The sequence below is a fragment of the Pseudomonas morbosilactucae genome, from assembly GCF_023241665.1.
GTDB classification, from domain to species: domain Bacteria; phylum Pseudomonadota; class Gammaproteobacteria; order Pseudomonadales; family Pseudomonadaceae; genus Aquipseudomonas; species Aquipseudomonas morbosilactucae.
In genome coordinates this window covers 25,089-44,412 of the sequence record NZ_JALQCX010000012.1, presented here as the reverse complement: position 1 = coordinate 44,412, position 19,324 = coordinate 25,089, and the positions used below count along the sequence as shown (strand labels likewise).

The 19,324-nt window shown below is 61.4% G+C and carries 15 protein-coding genes and 1 pseudogene; 2 read left to right on the top strand and 14 right to left on the bottom strand.

The window, feature by feature from the left end:
* Positions 1–37: 37 nt before the first annotated feature.
* The 8 genes from M1B35_RS09510 to ppsA all read right to left on the bottom strand — a co-directional run bounded on the left by M1B35_RS09510 (position 38) and on the right by ppsA (position 8,098).
* A complete protein-coding gene (locus tag M1B35_RS09510) occupies positions 38–1,018 on the bottom strand; it encodes an OmpA family protein (protein ID WP_123330541.1) in 981 nt (326 codons plus the stop codon).
* A 107-nt stretch (positions 1,019–1,125) separates the two neighbouring features.
* Positions 1,126–1,716 carry an RNA polymerase sigma factor SigX gene (gene sigX, locus M1B35_RS09505; protein WP_123330539.1) on the bottom strand — a complete coding sequence of 197 codons (591 nt, stop codon included), beginning with the start codon at positions 1,714–1,716 and terminating at the stop codon, positions 1,126–1,128.
* An 89-nt stretch (positions 1,717–1,805) separates the two neighbouring features.
* Positions 1,806–2,630: a mechanosensitive ion channel family protein gene (locus tag M1B35_RS09500; RefSeq protein ID WP_123330537.1), complete on the bottom strand. Its 825-nt coding sequence runs from the start codon at positions 2,628–2,630 to the stop codon at positions 1,806–1,808.
* Positions 2,631–2,632: 2 nt separating this feature from the next.
* On the bottom strand, positions 2,633–2,878 hold the full coding sequence (locus M1B35_RS09495) for a CrfX protein (protein WP_268261769.1): 246 nt from the start codon (positions 2,876–2,878) through the stop codon (positions 2,633–2,635).
* A 64-nt stretch (positions 2,879–2,942) separates the two neighbouring features.
* Positions 2,943–3,938: a zinc transporter ZntB gene (locus M1B35_RS09490; protein WP_123330533.1), complete on the bottom strand. Its 996-nt coding sequence runs from the start codon at positions 3,936–3,938 to the stop codon at positions 2,943–2,945.
* Between the two features lie 25 nt (positions 3,939–3,963).
* Complete coding sequence (gene rraA / locus M1B35_RS09485) at positions 3,964–4,455, bottom strand: ribonuclease E activity regulator RraA (protein WP_123330531.1); 492 nt, start codon at positions 4,453–4,455, stop codon at positions 3,964–3,966.
* A 175-nt stretch (positions 4,456–4,630) separates the two neighbouring features.
* Positions 4,631–5,620: an alpha/beta fold hydrolase gene (locus M1B35_RS09480; RefSeq protein ID WP_268261768.1), complete on the bottom strand. Its 990-nt coding sequence runs from the start codon at positions 5,618–5,620 to the stop codon at positions 4,631–4,633.
* A gap of 102 nt (positions 5,621–5,722) precedes the next feature.
* Entirely contained in the window at positions 5,723–8,098 is a 2,376-nt protein-coding gene (gene ppsA / locus M1B35_RS09475; protein WP_268261767.1) for a phosphoenolpyruvate synthase, read from the bottom strand.
* 174 nt (positions 8,099–8,272) lie between these two features.
* On the opposite strand from ppsA, the gene ppsR reads away from it, so the two are divergent.
* Positions 8,273–9,091: a posphoenolpyruvate synthetase regulatory kinase/phosphorylase PpsR gene (gene ppsR, locus M1B35_RS09470; RefSeq protein ID WP_123330525.1), complete on the top strand. Its 819-nt coding sequence runs from the start codon at positions 8,273–8,275 to the stop codon at positions 9,089–9,091.
* 38 nt (positions 9,092–9,129) lie between these two features.
* Here the strand turns inward: ppsR and M1B35_RS09465 are convergent, their stop codons facing one another.
* The gene (locus M1B35_RS09465; protein WP_268261766.1) at positions 9,130–10,536 is read right to left on the bottom strand and encodes an aminotransferase-like domain-containing protein; all 1,407 of its coding nucleotides are present in this window, start codon (positions 10,534–10,536) and stop codon (positions 9,130–9,132) included.
* Between the two features lie 144 nt (positions 10,537–10,680).
* Here M1B35_RS09465 and M1B35_RS09460 point away from each other — a divergent pair, with 144 nt between their 5' ends.
* Positions 10,681–11,580: a DMT family transporter gene (locus M1B35_RS09460; protein WP_268261773.1), complete on the top strand. Its 900-nt coding sequence runs from the start codon at positions 10,681–10,683 to the stop codon at positions 11,578–11,580.
* A gap of 54 nt (positions 11,581–11,634) precedes the next feature.
* Here the strand turns inward: M1B35_RS09460 and prpD are convergent, their stop codons facing one another.
* The 5 genes and pseudogenes from prpD to prpB form a co-directional block, all read right to left on the bottom strand.
* Entirely contained in the window at positions 11,635–13,119 is a 1,485-nt protein-coding gene (prpD, locus tag M1B35_RS09455) for a 2-methylcitrate dehydratase (protein ID WP_268261765.1), read from the bottom strand.
* Positions 13,120–13,242: 123 nt separating this feature from the next.
* Complete coding sequence (gene prpF / locus M1B35_RS09450; protein WP_268261764.1) at positions 13,243–14,433, bottom strand: 2-methylaconitate cis-trans isomerase PrpF; 1,191 nt, start codon at positions 14,431–14,433, stop codon at positions 13,243–13,245.
* 61 nt (positions 14,434–14,494) lie between these two features.
* Positions 14,495–17,088 (bottom strand): annotated as a pseudogene (acnD, locus tag M1B35_RS09445) (Fe/S-dependent 2-methylisocitrate dehydratase AcnD).
* Between the two features lie 142 nt (positions 17,089–17,230).
* On the bottom strand, positions 17,231–18,358 hold the full coding sequence (gene prpC / locus M1B35_RS09440) for a bifunctional 2-methylcitrate synthase/citrate synthase (RefSeq protein WP_268261763.1): 1,128 nt from the start codon (positions 18,356–18,358) through the stop codon (positions 17,231–17,233).
* Between the two features lie 69 nt (positions 18,359–18,427).
* Positions 18,428–19,324: a methylisocitrate lyase gene (prpB, locus tag M1B35_RS09435; RefSeq protein WP_123330513.1), complete on the bottom strand. Its 897-nt coding sequence runs from the start codon at positions 19,322–19,324 to the stop codon at positions 18,428–18,430.

The following is a 19,324-nucleotide window of genomic DNA, read 5'->3' as shown; positions in this document are numbered from 1 at the left end:
CCCGGCCTAGGCCGGGTTTTTCAGAGCTGCAGGCTAATTACTTAGCTTGAGCTTCTACCGACGCTTCTACGCGACGGTTAACAGCGCGGCCAGCTTCAGTTGCGTTGTCGGCAACTGGGCGGGACTCACCGTAACCAACGGATTGAACGCGGTTAGCGCCAACACCGTATTGGTTGACCAGAACTTGTTTAACGGCGCTAGCGCGACGCTCAGACAGCTTCTGGTTGTAAGCGTCAGGACCGACGGAGTCAGTGTGACCTTCAACAACGGTGGTGGTTTGTGGGTACTGATTCATGAAATCAGCCAGGTTCTTGATGTCAGCGTAGCTGTTAGGCTTAACGACGGACTTGTCGAAGTCGAACTTAACGTCCAGCTCAACGCGAACCACTTCAGCTACTGGAGCTTCTGGAGCTGGCTCAGCTACTGGAGCTGGTGCTGGGGCAGGTGCTGGAGCAACTTTGCCACCGCTGCCGCCGAAGTTCACACCCAGACCAACGGTAGGAGCGTAGTCCCACTTGCCGTTGTCCAGTTTGTAGTCAGCTTCAACACCGGCACGGGCGAACAGGTTGTCGGTGAAGTAGTACTTAACACCGGCGCCTGCAGTCAGGAAAGTCGACTGGTCGCGGCCGCTGTGACCGTCAGCGATCACGTTGGTCATGCTCTTGTGAGCAACACCGCCGGAAACGTATGGACGCAGAGCGTCACCCACGGTACCAAAGTGGTACTGAGCGTTCAGGCCGAAGTTGTCGCCCTTGATTTTCTGGTTACCAGTACCGTCGTTCGAACGGGTGTGGTTGGTCTTGTCGTAGGTAGCATTCAACGACAGGTCGTCGGTCAGGAAGTAACCGATCGATGCGCCTGGGTTGAAGCCGTCTTCAACGTGATTAACGCTGTCGTTGTACTGTTTTTTGTAAAACAGTTCACCCTCGACCGCGCCTTGGCCTTGCGCCAGAACGCCGAACGAAGTCACGGCAACAATAGAACCAATGGCAATGCCCAAGGTGTTTTTCAGTTTCATCCGTTAAATCCCCATCTGGTGATTGTAAAGCAGTCCCACATACCGGGGGACAACTCGGCGGCAAGTCTATCAGAACTCACCTAGACGTAAGAGATATTTGCGCCGAACTAAGTTTCAGCAATGCCTGCAAATTTCTCACGCAATTTATCTAGAGCACGTTTGTAACGCATTTTTGTAGCACTCAAACCCATGTGCATGATGTCCGCGATCTCTTGGAACTCCAGCTCTGCGACAAAACGTAGCACCAGAATCTCCCGATCAATCGGGTTGACATGCACCAACCAGCGATCAAGTCCGCCCTTTTCCTCAGGTTTCGGCGCCTTTTCTTCAGAGGCCTCCTCGAGGGGGTCAAGACTTAAAGCGTCCATCAAGCGACGCTTGCGCCGTTCCTTTCGATACTGCGTGATGCATTCGTTGTAGGTGATGCTATATAGCCATGTCTTGAACTTCGATTTACCCTCAAAGTTCTTAAGGCCATACAGCACCTTCAGCATCACTTCCTGACAGACATCGTCCGCATCGCGATCGTTCCCTAAATAACGCGCACAAACATTAAACAGGGTTCTCTGATAGCGCCGCATCAACTCTTCATAGGCGCGGGTGACGTGAAACAGCTCGGAATGCGAGCGCGCAACCAACTCCTCATCAGAGAGCTCGCGGGGGTCGTAGCGCGTGGATAGCGATTGAGCTTTATTCAAAACGAGTCGTGCCGACAGTCAGGTCAATGTCCGCCGCAGCCCGGTGGGGGGCATTTTTGCGGCGGCATACATTAGCAGGGTTTGCCGGGTTAGCGGCTACTTACATGCTGTTCCAGCAGGATCCGATTGGAGAGAGAGACTAGCTCACCCTCGTCGGTCAGCAATGTAGTTTTAACCGTGCCGATCTCTTCGATCTGGCCTTCGACCTCGCCAACTCGCACTTGTTGCCCAACCTGGTACAACTCACGCACATAGATCCCGGCAAGAATCTGCCCGGCAATTTCCCGACTTCCCAAGCCCATCGCCAGCGCAACCGCCAGACCAACGGTAATCAACACAATCACGATCACGTGGTTGAGCAGGTCGGTTTTGACCTCCAACTGACTGATCGCTACAGAAATACTGATGATGATCACCAGCCCCTGGGCAATTCGCCCCAGGCCGCTGGCGTAGTCCAGCCCTACCCCTTCAGCCGCGCCGCGCACCAGGCCATTGGCCAATTGCGCCAGCAAAACCCCCACCAGCAGCACCAGCGCAGCGCCGAAAACCTTCGGCAAATACAGCGCGAGCATATCGAGCGTAGCCGAAACGCGCTCAAGACCAAGGGATTCGGCAGCGGAAACCAGGAAAATCAGCAACACGAACCAATACACGATCTTGCCGATCAACGTGGAAATCGGCACCTTGAGGCCGGCGCGCGACAGCAGCTTGGTCAAGCCGGTGCCGCCCATCAGGCGATCCAGGCCCAGCTTGGCCAGCAGCTTGGACAGCAAGGTGTCGAGCAGCTTGGCCACGACAAAACCCAGCAGCAGCACTACCAGGGCGCCAAACAGGTTGGGAATGAAGTTCGCCACCTTGGTCCACAAGGCAGTCATCGCAGTGACCAGGCTCTGAGTCCAGAGATCAAGTTCCATATTCAATCAGCCTTATCAGCAATGCGAGCAGTAGGTTTACGACGGGACACCGGCGCGATATGGGCCGAGCCGTTATTGAGGGCGATCATCAGCGCCGGCAGCCAGCGGCCCAGCAAGCTGAACAGGTCGCCTGCACCCACCTGGCGGTTGGCGGTTTTCAGTACGCGGCCAAGGCAAGCATCGTCGTCTCGGCTGGACGGCGTGGCCTTGAGCATGTCACGCAAAGACTGTTCAAACGGATCGTGCATACGCACCTCTCGTGATGTCTGTGAAAGACGCGATCAAATTTATTCGGGTCACATGGCTCATGTGTCAGACCCAGCGCAAACGACGGAATAACCACCACTGCCCCAGCGCCACCGAAACCATCATCAGGCAGGCAATGGCAAAACCGTAGGGGCTCGAAGAGAACGGAATACCGCCCACGTTGATCCCCAACAAACCGGTGAGAAAACTCATCGGCAGAAAGATCCCGGTGATCACCCCAAAGCGGTACATGGTGCGATTCATGCGCACGCTCAAACGCCGGTCTTCGGCCTCCAGCGCAAGCCCCACGCGCTCTCGGGTCAGTTCCAGCTCTTCCAGGTAACGGGTCAGGCTGTTGTTCAATTCGTTCCAGTAGTCGCCATCGTCATCGGCGAACCAGGGCAATTTGCTGCGGCTCAACTGGCCAAAAATATCCCGCTGCGGGGCCAGGAAGCGCTTGAGTCCGGCAGCCCGACGACGGATCTGCAAAATGCTCCCGTGCTCGGGGGTATACCGTTCGTCGGCGTCCAGCTTTTCTTCTTCTTCATCGACCACTTCAGACAGGTCGCTGACCAGATCCTGCACTTTGTGGGTCAGGTATTCAGCCATATAAAGGATGAGTTCAGAGGCGTTTTTCGGCCCCTTGCCTTCGGCCAGTTGCACCAGCAATTCGTCCGTGGCGCGCAAGGGACGCAAACGCAGGGAGATCACCCGTTGGGCGGAGGCGAAGATACGCACCGACACCATGTCTTCCGGCTCGGCCCCCGGGTTGAGGTTGATCCCGCGCAAGAACAGCAAGAGTTCGGAGTCCGGCAACGCCAACAGGCGCGGCCGGGTGTTTTCCTCAAGCAGCAAGTCACAGCTGAAGGCACTCAGGCCACTGGAGCGGCGCAGCCAGGTCTGGGTTTGCGGATGACTGCGATCCCAATGCAACCAGAGGCTTTCATGGGCTTGCAGTTGCAGATCGTCGAGCTCAGTCCGGGCAATCGAACGCGCACCGCCTTTACCATCCAGCACCAGGGCATGCACCAGCCCCCACTGCGCGTTTTCTTCCTCGAACATCCTCATCCCTTGCTAGGTCGACTGTTTATTCAGGCATTTTCAGGGGGCTGGGCGACACGATCACCCCGTTGTTGTCGGCGTAGACATACTCGCCCGGACGGAAGGTCACACCAGCAAAGGTCACCGCCACGTTCAGATCACCAATGCCGCGCTTGTCGGTCTTCATCGGGTGACTGGCCAGGGCCTGGACCCCCAGGTCGGTTTGAGCGATCACGTCCACGTCGCGAATGCAGCCATAGACCACCAGCCCCTCCCAACCGTTCTTCGCCGCTTTCTCGGCCAGCATGTCGCCGAGCAAGGCCCGCCGCAGGGAGCCTCCGCCATCGACCACCAACACCTTGCCATTGCCCTTGAGCTCGACCTGCTCCTTGACCAGGGAGTTGTCCTCGAAGCACTTGATGGTGACGATTTCGCCACCAAAGGAATCGCGGCCACCAAAGTTGCTGAACATGGGCTCAACCACTTGCACCAGGTCCGGGTAGGCGTCGCACAGGTCAGGTGTCAGGTAATGGTTCATCGAGAAACTCCTGTAGCAGAAAGAACACGATAGAAAGTGAGGTAGATCTCCGGCGTCACCCTTTAAGAACGAACAGAATGTTGCCAAAACAACTGAATATGACCAGAAAAGCGTAACGCGTCATATCTTAGCCGCAAGCCGAACAGAGCGAAATGCCCTTGTCAGAGCCTTCGCCTCAAACCGTTACCGTCTGCTCCACGGCTGTCGCCAACAGCGGCGCCTGTGGGTCCTGCAGCCAGCGTGCGACCAGCGGCCACACTTCAGTCTGCGCCTCTTTGCTCACCAACATCTCCACATGACCGAAATTACCGCTGAAACCCTGGTCACGCCCCAGGCAGATGAACTGCTTGTGCTCGGCCCCCATCTGCTCGAAGAGCTTGCGGCAGGCCCAGGTCGGGTCTTGGTGATCGCCGGCTGCACTGACTGCCAGGACCGGAACCGTCACCTCGGCCAGGCCCGCCCACCAATCCTTCTGCGCGTCGCCGAAGCGACCAAACAAGCCGTGCCAGCGCATGCTTTCCAGGGCCAGGCCAATGGGCTCGTCCTCCGGGCCGCGCTTGAGCCGTGACCCCGACAGTTGGGCAAACCGCTTGAGGATCAAGCGCCCGCCCCATTCCACCGGCGGAATCTTCAACGGCCAGTAAGTACGGCTGATCTGGCTGCCGAAAAACGCCGCTGACGCCACAGCCGGCTCACCCAAGTAATGCCCGCCCAGGGCCGCGGCCAAGGTGGTGCCGCCCAGGGAATGGCCGATCCAGTGGGGAACCTGCCCGCTTTGCTCGCGCACAAAGGCGCCGATGGCCGGCAAATCGTAACGGGCGTAGTCGGCCACGCGATTCTTGCGGTAATCGGCGTTGCGCCGGGACAGGCCATGACCGCGCATCTCTGGAATCCACACGTCGAAACCGGCGCGCGTCAGGTAAGCCCCCAGCCCCAGCCCTTTAGGCGAATACCAGAAGCGCCGGTTGGAAAAACTGCCGTGAAGCAAAATCACCGGAATCCCGCGGGCTTCGGGCTCATCGGCCAGGCCCAGACGGGTAACGGCCAGCTCCACAGAAGGGTCCGGGCTGTTGCCGGGTTTCAGGCGGTAGACGTCTTCACTCAGGTCGCCTCGACGTTCTGCACTGATCAAGGCGACGGGAAACAAATCACTGCTGCTTTGCATAATCTTCTTGCACAAAAAAGGGCGGCACCCGGAAGGAGCTCGCCCTGCTTGAATCGTAAAGTGCCGGTCAGCGCTCAGACCGACCGGCACTTGCTCCACGGATCAGCCTGCGGCTTGACCTTCAGCCAGGAAGAACCAGGTTTCCAACACGGAGTCCGGGTTCAACGAAACGCTTTCGATGCCCTGCTCCATCAGCCACTTGGCCAGGTCCGGGTGGTCCGAAGGGCCCTGGCCGCAAATGCCGATGTACTTGCCGGCCTTGTTGCAGGCAGCAATGGCGTTGGCCAGCAGCTTCTTCACCGCCGGGTTCCGCTCATCGAACAGGTGGGCAATGATCCCGGAGTCACGGTCCAGGCCCAGGGTCAGCTGGGTCAGGTCGTTGGAACCGATGGAGAACCCGTCGAAGTACTCGAGGAACTCTTCGGCGAGGATCGCGTTGGACGGCAGCTCGCACATCATGATCACGCGCAGGCCGTTTTCGCCGCGCTTGAGGCCGTTCTCGGCCAACAGATCCACCACTTGGCTGGCTTCGCCCAGGGTACGAACGAACGGCACCATGATTTCGACGTTGGTCAGGCCCATCTCGTTGCGCACGCGCTTGAGGGCGCGGCACTCGAGTTCGAAGCAGTCACGGAAGGACTCGCTGATGTAACGCGACGCACCACGGAAGCCCAGCATCGGGTTTTCTTCTTCCGGCTCGTAGAGCTTGCCGCCGATCAGGTTGGCGTATTCGTTGGACTTGAAGTCCGACAGGCGCACGATGACTTTCTTCGGCGTGAATGCCGCAGCCAGGGTGCTGATGCCTTCCACCAGCTTGTCGACGTAGAAGTCCACCGGGTCGTTGTAGCCGGCAATGCGCTTGTCGACGCTTTCCTTGATGTCCAGCGGCAGCCCGGCGTAGTTCAGCAAGGCCTTGGGGTGCACACCGATCATGCGGTTGATGATGAACTCCAGACGGGCCAGGCCCACCCCGGCGTTCGGCAACTGGGCGAAGTCGAAGGCACGATCAGGGTTGCCGACGTTCATCATGATCTTGAACGGCAGGTCCGGCATGGCATCCACCGAGTTCTGCTTGATGTCGAAGCCCAGCTCGCCTTCGAAGATGAAACCGGTGTCGCCTTCAGCGCAGGACACAGTCACGCCCTGGCCATCCTTCAGCAGTTGGGTGGCGTTGCCGCAACCTACAACAGCCGGGATCCCCAACTCGCGAGCGATGATCGCTGCGTGGCAGGTACGACCGCCACGGTTGGTCACGATGGCGCTGGCGCGCTTCATCACCGGTTCCCAGTCCGGGTCGGTCATGTCGGAAACCAGTACGTCGCCGGGCTGGACTTTGTCCATTTCCGACACGTCCCTGATGATCCGCACCTTGCCCGCGCCGATGCGCTGGCCGATGGCACGGCCTTCCACCAGCACCGTGCCGGTTTCCTTGAGCAGGTAGCGCTCCATAACGTTGGCCGAAGTACGGCTCTTCACGGTTTCAGGACGGGCCTGGACGATGTACAGCTTGCCGTCATCGCCGTCTTTGGCCCATTCGATGTCCATTGGGCACTTGTAGTGCTTCTCGATGATCATCGCCTGCTTGGCCAGCTCGCTGACTTCAGCGTCAGTCAGGCAGAAACGGGCGCGATCAGCCTTGTCGACGTCGACGGTTTTCACCGAACGGCCGGCCTTGGCTTCGTCGCCGTAGATCATCTTGATGGCTTTGCTGCCCAGGTTGCGGCGCAGGATCGCAGGGCGACCGGCTTCCAGGGTGTTTTTGTGAACGTAGAATTCGTCCGGGTTGACCGCGCCTTGTACGACGGTTTCGCCCAGGCCGTAGGCGCCGGTGATAAACACCACGTCACGGAAGCCCGACTCGGTGTCGAGGGTGAACATCACGCCGGCTGTGCCGGTTTCCGAACGCACCATGCGCTGCACGCCGGCAGACAGGGCGACCAGTTTGTGGTCGAAGCCCTGGTGCACGCGGTAGGAAATGGCCCGATCGTTGAACAGGGAAGCGAACACTTCCTTGGCCGCGCGGATGACGTTCTCGACGCCACGGATGTTCAGGAAGGTTTCCTGCTGGCCCGCGAAGGAAGCGTCTGGCAGGTCTTCGGCGGTGGCCGAGGAGCGCACGGCCACCGCCATGTCTGGGTTGCCGGCCGACAGTGCGGCGAAGGCGGTACGAATTTCGGCGTTCAGTTGTTCGGGGAATTCGGCTTCCATGATCCACTGGCGGATCTGGGCGCCGGTCTTGGCGAGGGCGTTGACGTCGTCGACGTCCAGCGCATCGAGCGCGGCGTGGATCTGGTCGTTGAGGCCGCTCAGCTCGAGGAAATCACGATAAGCCTGAGCCGTCGTGGCAAAGCCACCAGGGACCGATACGCCCGCACCCGCGAGGTTGCTGATCATCTCGCCGAGGGATGCGTTCTTGCCCCCCACATGCTCTACATCATGGACGCCGAGCTTATCGAGGGAAACTACGTACTCTACCAAGGTGATCTCTCCACTAACTGTGTTGGAAAAGCTCAGAAGCGGGCTGCTCGTTGGAGCGTTCGCCCGCTGTATGGCCTGGACCTGGAAAATAAGTGAGAATGCGGGCCATTCCCGGCCGACAAATCGCGCCTATCATATCCAAGAATCGTCACCAGCTTAAGGCCCAAGCCGCAAATGAAACGATCTGCTTTCTTTATTTCCGACGGCACCGGCATCACAGCCGAAACCCTGGGCCAAAGCCTGTTGGCGCAGTTCGAAAACATTACCTTCAACAAATTCACGCGGCCCTACATCGACAGCGTGGAAAAAGCGCGGGCCATGGTACAACAAATCAATATCGCCGCCGAAAAAGACGGATTTCGGCCGATTATCTTCGACACCATCGTCAACCAAGACATCCGTGAGATCCTCGCGACCTCCAATGGTTTCATGATCGACATCTTCTCCACCTTCCTCGCGCCCCTGGAGCAGGAACTGACCGAGCACTCGTCGTACTCGGTGGGCAAGTCCCATTCCATCGGCCACAACTCCAACTACATGGAGCGCATCGAGGCGGTGAACTTCGCCCTGGACAACGACGACGGTGCCCGCACCCACTATTACGACAAGGCCGACCTGATCCTGGTGGGCGTATCGCGCTGCGGCAAGACCCCGACCTGCCTGTACATGGCCATGCAATTCGGCATCCGCGCGGCCAACTACCCGCTGACCGAAGACGACATGGAGCGCCTGCAACTGCCCGCAGCCCTGCGCGCCCACCAGCACAAACTGTTCGGCCTGACCATCGACCCGGACCGCCTCACCGCCATCCGCAACGAGCGCAAGCCCAACAGCCGCTACTCCAGCTACGCCCAGTGCGAATTCGAAGTGCGGGAAGTGGAGAATCTGTTCCGCCGCGAGAACATTCCCCACATCAACTCCACGCATTTTTCCGTGGAAGAGATTTCGGCGAAGATCCTCGTGGAAAAAGGCGTGGAACGGCGCTTCAAATAACCGCCCCGCCCTAATCCCCTCGCCAGCAAAACCGGCGCCTACAAAGGCGCCAACGCCCGCCCCAGGGCCGCAAATCCTTCCTGTAGCCGAGCATCGTCCGCCTGGGTGTTGCAGACACTGGCGCGAAGGTATTGCGCCACAGCGGCCTGGCCCACGGCAAAGGCCTCAGCCGTGGCCACCAGGTAGTGATTGCGCTTCAATTCGGCCTCGATTTCCGAGGCCCGCCACGGCTCGGGCACCCTGATCCAGAAATGCGGACTGCCCGGCGGGCTACGCCACTCGAAGCCCGCCAACAGGTCACTGACCAGCGCCTTGCGCCGGCCGATCTCGCTGATTTGCGCCTGCCGCAACTGCTCGGCCACGCCACTGTCGATCCAGTTCGTGGCCAGCTCCAGGCTCAGGGGCGTGGCCATCCAGCAGGTGGCGCGCAACGCCGCCGCCAGCCGCCCGACCAGGGGCAGCGGGCCATGCACAAAACCCACTCGCAACCCCGCCGACACCGCTTTGCTCAAGCTGCTGATGAGCACCGTGCGCTCGGGGGCGAAATGACTCAGGGGCGCCGGGCGCCGATCCACCAGCAGCGCATGGGTTTCATCTTCCAGAATCAGCAGGTTGTGCTGGCGGCACAGCTCGGCAATGGCCTGACGCCGGGCCGGCGACTGCACCGCGGCCGTGGGGTTCTGGATGGTCGGGGTGCAATACAAGGCCGCCACCCGATGCTGGCGACACACCTCGTCCAGCGCCGCCGGCAACAAGCCCTCCTCGTCCATCGCCAGGCCGATCAGCTTGATGCCGAGCATCCTTGCAGTGCTGATCAACCCGGGGTAGGTCAATTGCTCGGTGACCAAGGTGTCCCCCGCCTTGAGCAGCGCCAGCAAGGCAATGTGCAGCCCGTGCTGGGCGCCGTTGACGCAAATGACCTGCTCGGGTTGCGCGACAAAATCCTCCTGCGACAGCCAGCATGCACCGGCTGCCCGGTGATGGGCCAGGCCGGCCTCGTCGCTGTAGCGGCTGATCTCTTGCAGCCGCTGCGGCTGCTCCGCCAGGGCGTGCAGGCTCTGCGCCATGAAGCGAGTTTCCGGTCCCGGGATATGGGTGTTGCGGCTCATGTCGAAGTACGGCTGCGGCTCATCGCTGACATTGCGAAAGCCACTGTCACGCGGGCGCTGCAGGCCCGAGTGCCGTACATAAGTGCCGTCGCCGACCCGCGCCACCACCAAACCCAAACGTTCCAGCTCGGCGTAGGCGCGACTGATGGTGCCGATGGTCACGCCCAGCTTGTCCGCCAGCCAGCGATGGGGCGGCAGCTTGGCCGCGGGCTCGAAGGTGCCCTCGGCGATGGCCCTTTCGATCGCCTGCGCCAGGCGTTTGTACTTGGCGCCCACGCCTTGAAGCAGCTCGGCGCGCATCATTGACACCGTGTCAATACTTACTTTGACAGCCATCATTTTCCCCAATAGCGTGGGATTCAGGTTCAATTTCCGGAACAGACCCGCTCAATATAGAGGTCAATTCCGCCCCACGAAAGGAATGTCAGGATGACCGCCTCAACCGCCCAACCCAGCACCCTCCGTCGCTCCAGGCCGGCGCTGGCCGGGCTGGTGACCAGCCTGCTGTTCCTGGTGGTGTGCCTGAGTTGGGGCACCACTTGGCTGGGGATCAAGATCGCCGTGGAAAGCGTGCCGCCGCTGACGGCTGCCGGCCTGCGCTTCCTGATTGCCTTTCCGCTGTTCCTCGGCTTTGCCCTGCTGCGCCGCGAACCACTGATGTTTCCTCGGCCACAGCGCGGGTTCCTGGTGTTCGTCACCCTGTGCTACTTCGGCGTGCCTTACTACCTGCTGAACTACGGGGAAATGCATGTTTCTTCCGGCCTCACCGCCTTGCTGTTCAGTTGCATGCCGGTGTTTATCCTGATGTTCTCGGCGATCTTTCTGCGGGAAAAAATCCACGCCTCGCAAGTGCTCGGCATCGCCATCGGCTTTACCAGCCTCTACCTGATTTTGCGCAGCCAGGGCCTGCGCCTGGATCACGCGGAGTTCTTCGGCGTGCTGGCGATCCTCGCCGCCGCGGTGCTGCATGCCCTGTGCTACGTGATGACCAAAAAACAGGGCAGCGCCATCAGCGTCATCACCTACAACACCCTGCCCATCGGCATCGCCGGGTTGATGCTGTTTGTCGCCGGCTGGGTCCTGGAAACACCCGACTTCCACGCCATCACCCAGCGCTCGTGGGGCGCCCTGCTGTACCTGGGGCTGGTGGCGTCGGTGGGCGGTTTTATCGTGTACTTCATGCTGCTCAAGCGCTTGAGCGCAATCATCTTGTCCTTCGTGTTCATCATCTTCCCGGTGTTCGCTGTGATCATCGGCGCCTGGTACGAAGGCCAGGCCCTGTCCCGGGAATTGCTGATCTACTCCAGCCTGCTGCTGGCAGGGTTCGCCATCACCAAGCTGCCGGCAGAGACCTGGCGCCTCAAGCGTCGCGAACGCTGACCGCCAGACGAAAAAAGCCCGCTGATGCGGGCTTTTTGGTTGCAGGCGCGGCCGTCAAATCACCAGCAGGTCGACAAAGCGCTGCACCGGCGTGGCCTCTAGTTGTTCCGGGTCTTTGCACAGGGCAAAAATCTGCGCCGAACGCTGGGCGGTAAACCGCGTCGCCAAGTTGGCTTTGAACTTGTCCTCCAGCAACGGGATGCCTTCGGCCCGGCGCCGGCGATGGCCAATGGGGTACTCGACCACCACCTGCTCGGTGCTGGAACCGTCCTTGAAAAACACCTGCACCGCGTTGGCGATGGAGCGCTTGTCGGCTTCCAGGTATTCCCGGGTGAAACGCGGGTCCTCGACAATCACCATCTTCTCGCGCAACTGGTCGATGATCGGGTGCGCCCTGTGGAAGCTGTCTTCGTAGTGCTCGGCCACCAGGTTGCCAAAGGCCAGGGGCACGGCGGTCATGTACTGCAGGCAATGATCACGGTCAGCCGCATTGGCCAGGGACCCGACCTTGGAAATGATGCGGATCGCCGATTCGTGGGTGGTGATAACAATCCGCTCGATCTCCGACAGGCGATTGCGCACCAGCGGGTGCAGGGCCACCGCCGCCTCGCAGGCGGTTTGCGCATGGAACTCGGCCGGAAAGCTGATCTTGAACAGCACGTTTTCCATCACGTAGCTGGCGTACGTCTGCGACAGGCTGAACCGGCGCTGCTCTTCAGGCTTGAGCGCCAGGTCCTTGTTGGTGTGACTGAACAGCACGTCATAGAAGCCCCATTGCGGCGCACTCAACACGCCGGGAATGCCCATTTCGCCGCGCATGGCGATGTCCGCCAGGCGCACACCGCGGCTGGATGCATCCCCCGCCGCCCAGGACTTGCGCGACCCAGCGTTGGGCGCATGCCGATACGTGCGCAGTGCCTGGCCATCGACAAAGGCATGGGACAAAGCCGCCAACAGTTGCTCACGGTTGGCCCCCATCAACTTGGCCGTGACCGCGGTGGAGGCGACTTTCACCAGCAGCACATGGTCGAGCCCGACACGGTTGAAGGCGTTTTCCAGGGCCATCACACCCTGGATCTCGTGGGCCATTATCATGGCGTCCAGCACCGCGCGCACGGTCAACGGTGCTTCGCCATTGGCCACGCGTTTTTGTGACAGGTGATCGGCCACTGCGAGAATGCCGCCAAGGTTGTCCGAAGGGTGGCCCCACTCTGCCGCCAGCCAGGTGTCGTTGTAGTCCAGCCAACGCACGATGCAGCCGATGTCCCAGGCCGCCTTGACCGGGTCCAGGCGGTAGCTGGTGCCGGGCACCCGGGCGCCGAACGGCACCACGGTGCCCTCCACCAGCGGTCCCAAATGCTTGGTGCACTCGGGAAAGCGCAAGGCCAGCAGGCCGCAGCCCAGGGTGTCCATCAAGCAGTTGCGGGCGGTGTCCAGGGCCTCCCGGGAGTCGATGCGGTAATTGAGGACGTAGTCGGCAATGTCCTGCAGCACCGAGTCGTAGTCGGGGCGGTTGTTCAGGTCAACGTTGGCGCTCATGTTCGGTTCACTCCAGCAAGGGTTTGGGTGTGGGTGAAATCCTCGGGGTCAGGCTGATCAGATTATCGTTATGTGCGCCAGGGCCGGCGTGCCGGTCCTGGTCAGGGTGCTCGCGTTAGAACCTTAGAAACTGTCGCCGGGCACTCGCACCCAGCCTTCCATCAACACCCGGGCGCTGCGGCTCATGATGGCTTTGCGCACGCTCCACTCGCCATTGGCCTGGCTGGCTTCGGCGCCGACGCGCAAGGTGCCCGATGGATGGCCGAAGCGCACCGCGCTGCGCTCACCGCCGCCGGCGGCCAGGTTAACCAGGGTTCCGGGAATCGCCGCCGCCGTACCAATGGCCACGGCGGCCGTGCCCATCATCGCGTGGTGCAGCTTGCCCATGGACAGGGCCCGCACCAGCAAGTCCACCTCCGCCGCCTTCACCGCCTTGCCGCTGGACGCCTGGTAATCGGCGGGGGCCGCGACGAAGGCCACTTTCGGCGTGTGCTGACGCTGGGCCGCCTGTTCCAGATTCTGGATCAAGCCCATGCGCAAGGCACCGTGGGCACGAATGGTCTCGAACATTGCCAAGGCCTTGGGGTCACCGTTGATGGCGCCCTGCAATTCAGTGCCCTGGTAACCGACATCGCCGGCGTTGATAAAAATCGTCGGGATCCCGGCATTGATCAGGGTCGCCTTGAAGGTGCCGACACCCGGCACTTCCAGGTCGTCCACCAGGTTGCCGGTGGGGAACATCGAACCGCCGGCGCCCTCCTCTTCGGCGGCCGGGTCCATGAACTCCAGCTGCACTTCGGCGGCCGCAAAGGTCACGCCGTCCAGCTCGAAGTCACCGGTTTCCTGAACCTCGCCCTGGGTGATCGGCACATGGGCAATGATGGTCTTGCCGATGTTGGCCTGCCAGATGCGCACCACGGCCACGCCGTCCTGGGGAATCCGGCTGGGGTCCACCAGGCCGCTGCTGATGGCGAAGGAACCGACCGCCGCCGACAGGTTGCCGCAATTGCCGCTCCAGTCGACGAAGGCCTTGTCGATGGCGACCTGGCCGAACAGGTAGTCCACATCGTGATCGGCCTTGATACTTTTCGACAGGATCACCGTCTTGCTGGTACTGGACGTGGCGCCGCCCATGCCGTCGATCTGCTTGTCATAAGGGTCGGGGCTGCCGATCACCCGCAATAGCAGGGCATCCCGGGCCGCGCCGGGCAGTTGGGCCGCCTCGGGCAAATCCTGCAGGCGGAAGAACACGCCCTTGCTGGTGCCACCACGCATGTAAGTGGCGGGAATCTTGATCTGCGCTACAAAAGCCATGGATGTCTGGTCCTGATAAAGACCGGGAGCGGCACCTGGCGGCCCGCTCGCGGTACGTCACTTAACTGGCAACAGCCGATTCGAGGAAGTCCTGGGCGAAACGTTGCAACACCCCACCGGCTTCATAGATCGACACCTCTTCCGCGGTATCCAGGCGGCAGGTCACGGGCACTTCCAGGCGTTCACCGTTGTGACGGTTGATCACCAGGGTCAGCGTCGCCCGCGGCGTGCGCTCACCGAGCACATCGAACGTCTCGGTGCCATCGATGCCCAGGGTCTTGCGATCGGTGCCCGGCAGGAACTCCAGGGGCAGCACGCCCATGCCCACCAGGTTGGTCCGGTGGATGCGCTCGAACCCTTCAGCGGCAATCGCCTCCACCCCCGCCAGCCGCACGCCCTTGGCCGCCCAGTCGCGGGACGAGCCCTGGCCGTAGTCGGCGCCGGCGATGATGATCAACGGCTGCTTGCGTTCCATGTAGGTTTCGATGGCTTCCCACATCCGCGTGACCTGGCCTTCCGGCTCGATCCGTGCCAGGGAACCCTGCTTGACCTGGCCGTTTTCCCGGACCATTTCGTTGAACAGTTTCGGGTTGGCAAAGGTCGCCCGTTGCGCCGTCAGGTGGTCGCCACGGTGGGTGGCGTAGGAGTTGAAGTCCTCCTCAGGCAGGCCCATTTTCGCCAGGTACTCGCCCGCCGCGCTGTCCAGCATGATGGCGTTGGACGGCGACAGGTGGTCGGTGGTGATGTTGTCCGGCAGCACCGCCAGCGGGCGCATGCCCTTGAGCGGCCGAGCCCCGGCCAGGGCGCCTTCCCAATACGGCGGACGGCGGATGTAGGTGCTCATCTCGCGCCAGTCGTAGAGTGGCGCGACCTTCGGCCCGGTGTCTTCGTGGATCGCGAACATCGGGATGTAGACCTGGCGGAACTGCTCCGGCTTGACCGAAGACTTGACCACTGCGTCGATCTCTTCGTCGCTGGGCCAGATGTCTTTCAGGCGGATTTCAGCGCCGGAGGCGTCCACGCCCAACACGTCTTTTTCGATGTCGAAACGGATGGTCCCGGCAATCGCATAAGCCACCACCAATGGCGGCGAGGCGAGGAATGCCTGTTTGGCGTAGGGGTGAATCCGCCCGTCGAAGTTGCGGTTGCCCGACAACACCGCCGTGGCGTACAGGTCGCGGTCGATGATCTCTTGCTGGATCACCGGGTCCAGGGCGCCGGACATGCCGTTGCACGTGGTGCAGGCAAAGGCCACCACGCCAAAACCCAACTGCTCCAGCTCAGAAGTCAGGCCGGCTTCGTCCAGGTACAGCGCCACGGTCTTGGAGCCCGGCGCCAGGGACGACTTGACCCAGGGTTTGCGGGTCAGGCCAAGACGGTTGGCGTTGCGCGCCAGCAGGCCGGCGGCAATCACGTTGCGCGGGTTGCTGGTGTTGGTGCAACTGGTGATGGCGGCGATGATCACCGCGCCGTCGGGCATCTGCCCCGGCACTTCGTCCCAGTGGCCGGAAATGCCCTGGGCAGCGAGGTCCGCCGTGGCGACCCGGGCGTGCGGGTTGCTCGGCCCGGCCATGTTGCGCACCACCGAGGACAGGTCGAAGCTCAAGCCGCGCTCGTATTGCGCGCCCTTCAGGCTGTCGGCCCAGAGCCCGGTCTGCTTGGCGTATTGCTCCACCAGGCGCACCTGCTGGTCTTCACGGCCGGTGAGCTTGAGGTAGTCGATGGTTTGCTGGTCGATGTAGAACATCGCCGCCGTGGCGCCGTATTCCGGGGCCATGTTGGAGATGGTCGCGCGGTCGCCCAGGGTCAGGGCCGCAGCACCTTCACCGAAGAACTCCAGCCAGGCGCCGACGACTTTTTGCTTGCGCAGGTATTCGGTCAGGGCCAGCACCATGTCGGTGGCGGTAATGCCCGGCTGCAGCTTGCCCGTCAGCTCGACGCCGACGCTTTCCGGCAGGCGCATCCACGAGGCGCGGCCGAGCATCACGCTCTCCGCTTCCAGGCCGCCCACGCCAATGGCGATCACCCCCAACGCATCGACGTGGGGTGTGTGGCTGTCAGTGCCGACGCAGGTATCCGGGAAGGCCACGCCGTCGCGCACCTGAATCACCGGGGACATTTTCTCCAGGTTGATCTGGTGCATGATGCCGTTGCCCGGCGGGATCACATCGACGTTCTTGAAGGCCTTCTTGGTCCAGTTGATGAAATGGAAACGGTCTTCATTGCGCCGGTCTTCGATGGCGCGGTTTTTCTCGAACGCTTGAGGATCGAAACCGCCGGACTCGACCGCCAGGGAGTGGTCGACGATCAACTGGGTCGGCACCACCGGGTTCACCTGCGCCGGATCACCGCCTTGCAGGGCGATGGCATCGCGCAGGCCGCCAGGTCCACCAGGGCGGTCTGGCCGAGGATGTCATGGCAGACGACGCGCGCCGGGAACCACGGAAAATCGAGGTCGCGCTTGCGTTCGATAAACTGCTTCAGGGAATCCTTCAGAGTCGCCGGGTCGCAGCGACGCACCAGGTTCTCCGCCAGGACCCGCGAGGTGTAGGGCAAGGTGTCGTAGGCGCCGGGCTGGATGCTGTCGACCGCCGCGCGGGCATCGAAATAATCCAGCGCGCTGCCGGGCAGCGTTTTGCGAAATTCAGTGTTCATGGTCAAGGCTCGGTCACGGTAGGTTTCAGGTACGACCCATGGGCGTTGCAGGAGCTGGCTGGCGATGACGTCTCAGGACTTGACGCAATCGCTTGGGCCTATCGCTGGCGAGCCAGCTCCTGCAAGGGGCGAGTCATACCGCTCAGCGACGCTCGATTGGCACGAACTTGCGCTGTTCAACGCCGGTGTACTCGGCGCTAGGACGGATGATGCGGTTGTTGGCCCGCTGCTCGAACACGTGAGCGGCCCAGCCGGTCAGGCGCGAGCAGACGAAAATCGGCGTGAACAGCTTGGTCGGGATGCCCATGAAGTGGTACGCCGAGGCATGGTAGAAGTCGGCGTTGGGGAACAGCTTCTTCTGCTCCCACATGGTCTGGTCGATGGCTTCGGACACCGGGAACAGCACGGTGTCGCCCACTTCGTCGGCGAGCTTTTTCGACCAGCCCTTGATCACCTCGTTGCGCGGGTCGTTGTCCTTATAGATCGCGTGACCGAAGCCCATGATCTTGTCCTTGCGCGCCAGCATGCCGAGGGTGCCCTCGACGGCTTCTTGCGGCGAGGCAAAGCGCTCGATCATTTCCATGGCCGCTTCGTTGGCGCCGCCGTGCAACGGGCCGCGCAACGAGCCGATGGCCGCAGTGACGCAGGAGTACAAGTCAGACAGGGTCGAAGCGCACACCCGGGCGGTAAAGGTCGAGGCGTTGAACTCGTGCTCCGCATAGAGGATCAGCGACACGTTCATCACCTTCACATGCAAGTCGCTGGGCTTCTTGCCATGCAGCAGGTGCAGGAAGTGACCACCGATGGACGGCTCGTCGCTGGTGCAGTTGATGCGCACACCGTCGTGACTGAAGCGGTACCAGTAGCACATGATTGCCGGAAATGCGGCCAACAGGCGGTCGGTGGCGTCGTGTTGCTCGGAGAAGTCCTTCTCCGGTTCGAGGTTGCCCAGGAACGAGCAACCGGTGCGCATCACGTCCATCGGGTGCGCCTGGGCAGGAATGCGCTCCAACACTTCTTTCAATGCCTGGGGCAGGTCGCGCAGGGTGCTGAGTTTGTCCTGGTAGGCGCTCAGTTGCGCCTGGCTCGGCAGGTCGCCGTACAGCAGCAGGTAAGCGATTTCTTCGAACTGCGCGTCGGCAGCCAGTTCACGCACGTCATAGCCGCGGTAGGTCAACCCGGCACCGGCCTGGCCCACGGTGGACAATGCGGTTTGTCCGGCCACCTGGCCACGCAGGCCAGCGCCACTCAATACTTTTGCTTCGGCCATTGCTCTCTCCAATCTTGAATTTATTAGGGACTTGGCAACTTCATCAACGGTCAGGTCGTGGTTCGCGGATCAGCCTTTCTTCTGCGCAAACAGCGCATCGAGCTTCTGCTCGAAGACGTGGTAGTCGATGCGGTCGTACAGCTCCATGCGAGTTTGCATGGTGTCGATGACGTTTTGCTGGGTGCCGTCGCGGCGGATCGCGGTGAACACATTTTCCGCCGCCTTGTTCATGGCGCGGAACGCCGACAGCGGGTACAGCACCAGGGACACGCCCACGGAGCCGAGCTGCTCGGTGGTGTACAGCGGGGTGGCGCCAAATTCGGTGATGTTGGCCAGGATCGGGGCTTTCACCCGGTCAGCGAAAATCTTGTACATCTCAAGTTCAGTGATGGCTTCCGGGAACACCATGTCGGCACCGGCCTCGATGCACGCGGCAGCGCGATCCAGGGCCGATTCCAACCCCTCCACTGCCAGGGCGTCGGTCCGCGCCATGATCACGAAGCTGTCATCAGTGCGCGCATCGACCGCGGCCTTGATGCGGTCGACCATTTCCTGCTGGGACACGATCTCTTTATTCGGACGATGACCACAGCGCTTGGCGCCGACCTGGTCCTCGATGTGGATCGCCGCAGCGCCGAACTTGATCATCGACTTCACGGTGCGCGCCACGTTGAACGCCGACGAGCCGAAGCCAGTGTCCACGTCCACCAGCAGCGGCAAATCGCAGACATCGGTGATGCGGCGGACGTCGGTCAGCACATCATCCAGCCCGGTGATGCCCAGGTCCGGCACGCCCAGTGAGCCGGCCGCCACTCCGCCACCCGACAGGTAAATCGCCTTGAACCCGGCGCGCTGTGCCAGCAACGCGTGGTTGGCGTTGATGGTACCGACCACCTGCAGTGGATGTTCATTGGCGACCGCATCGCGGAAACGCTGGCCTGGAGTGCTTTTGTTATTGGAACTCAT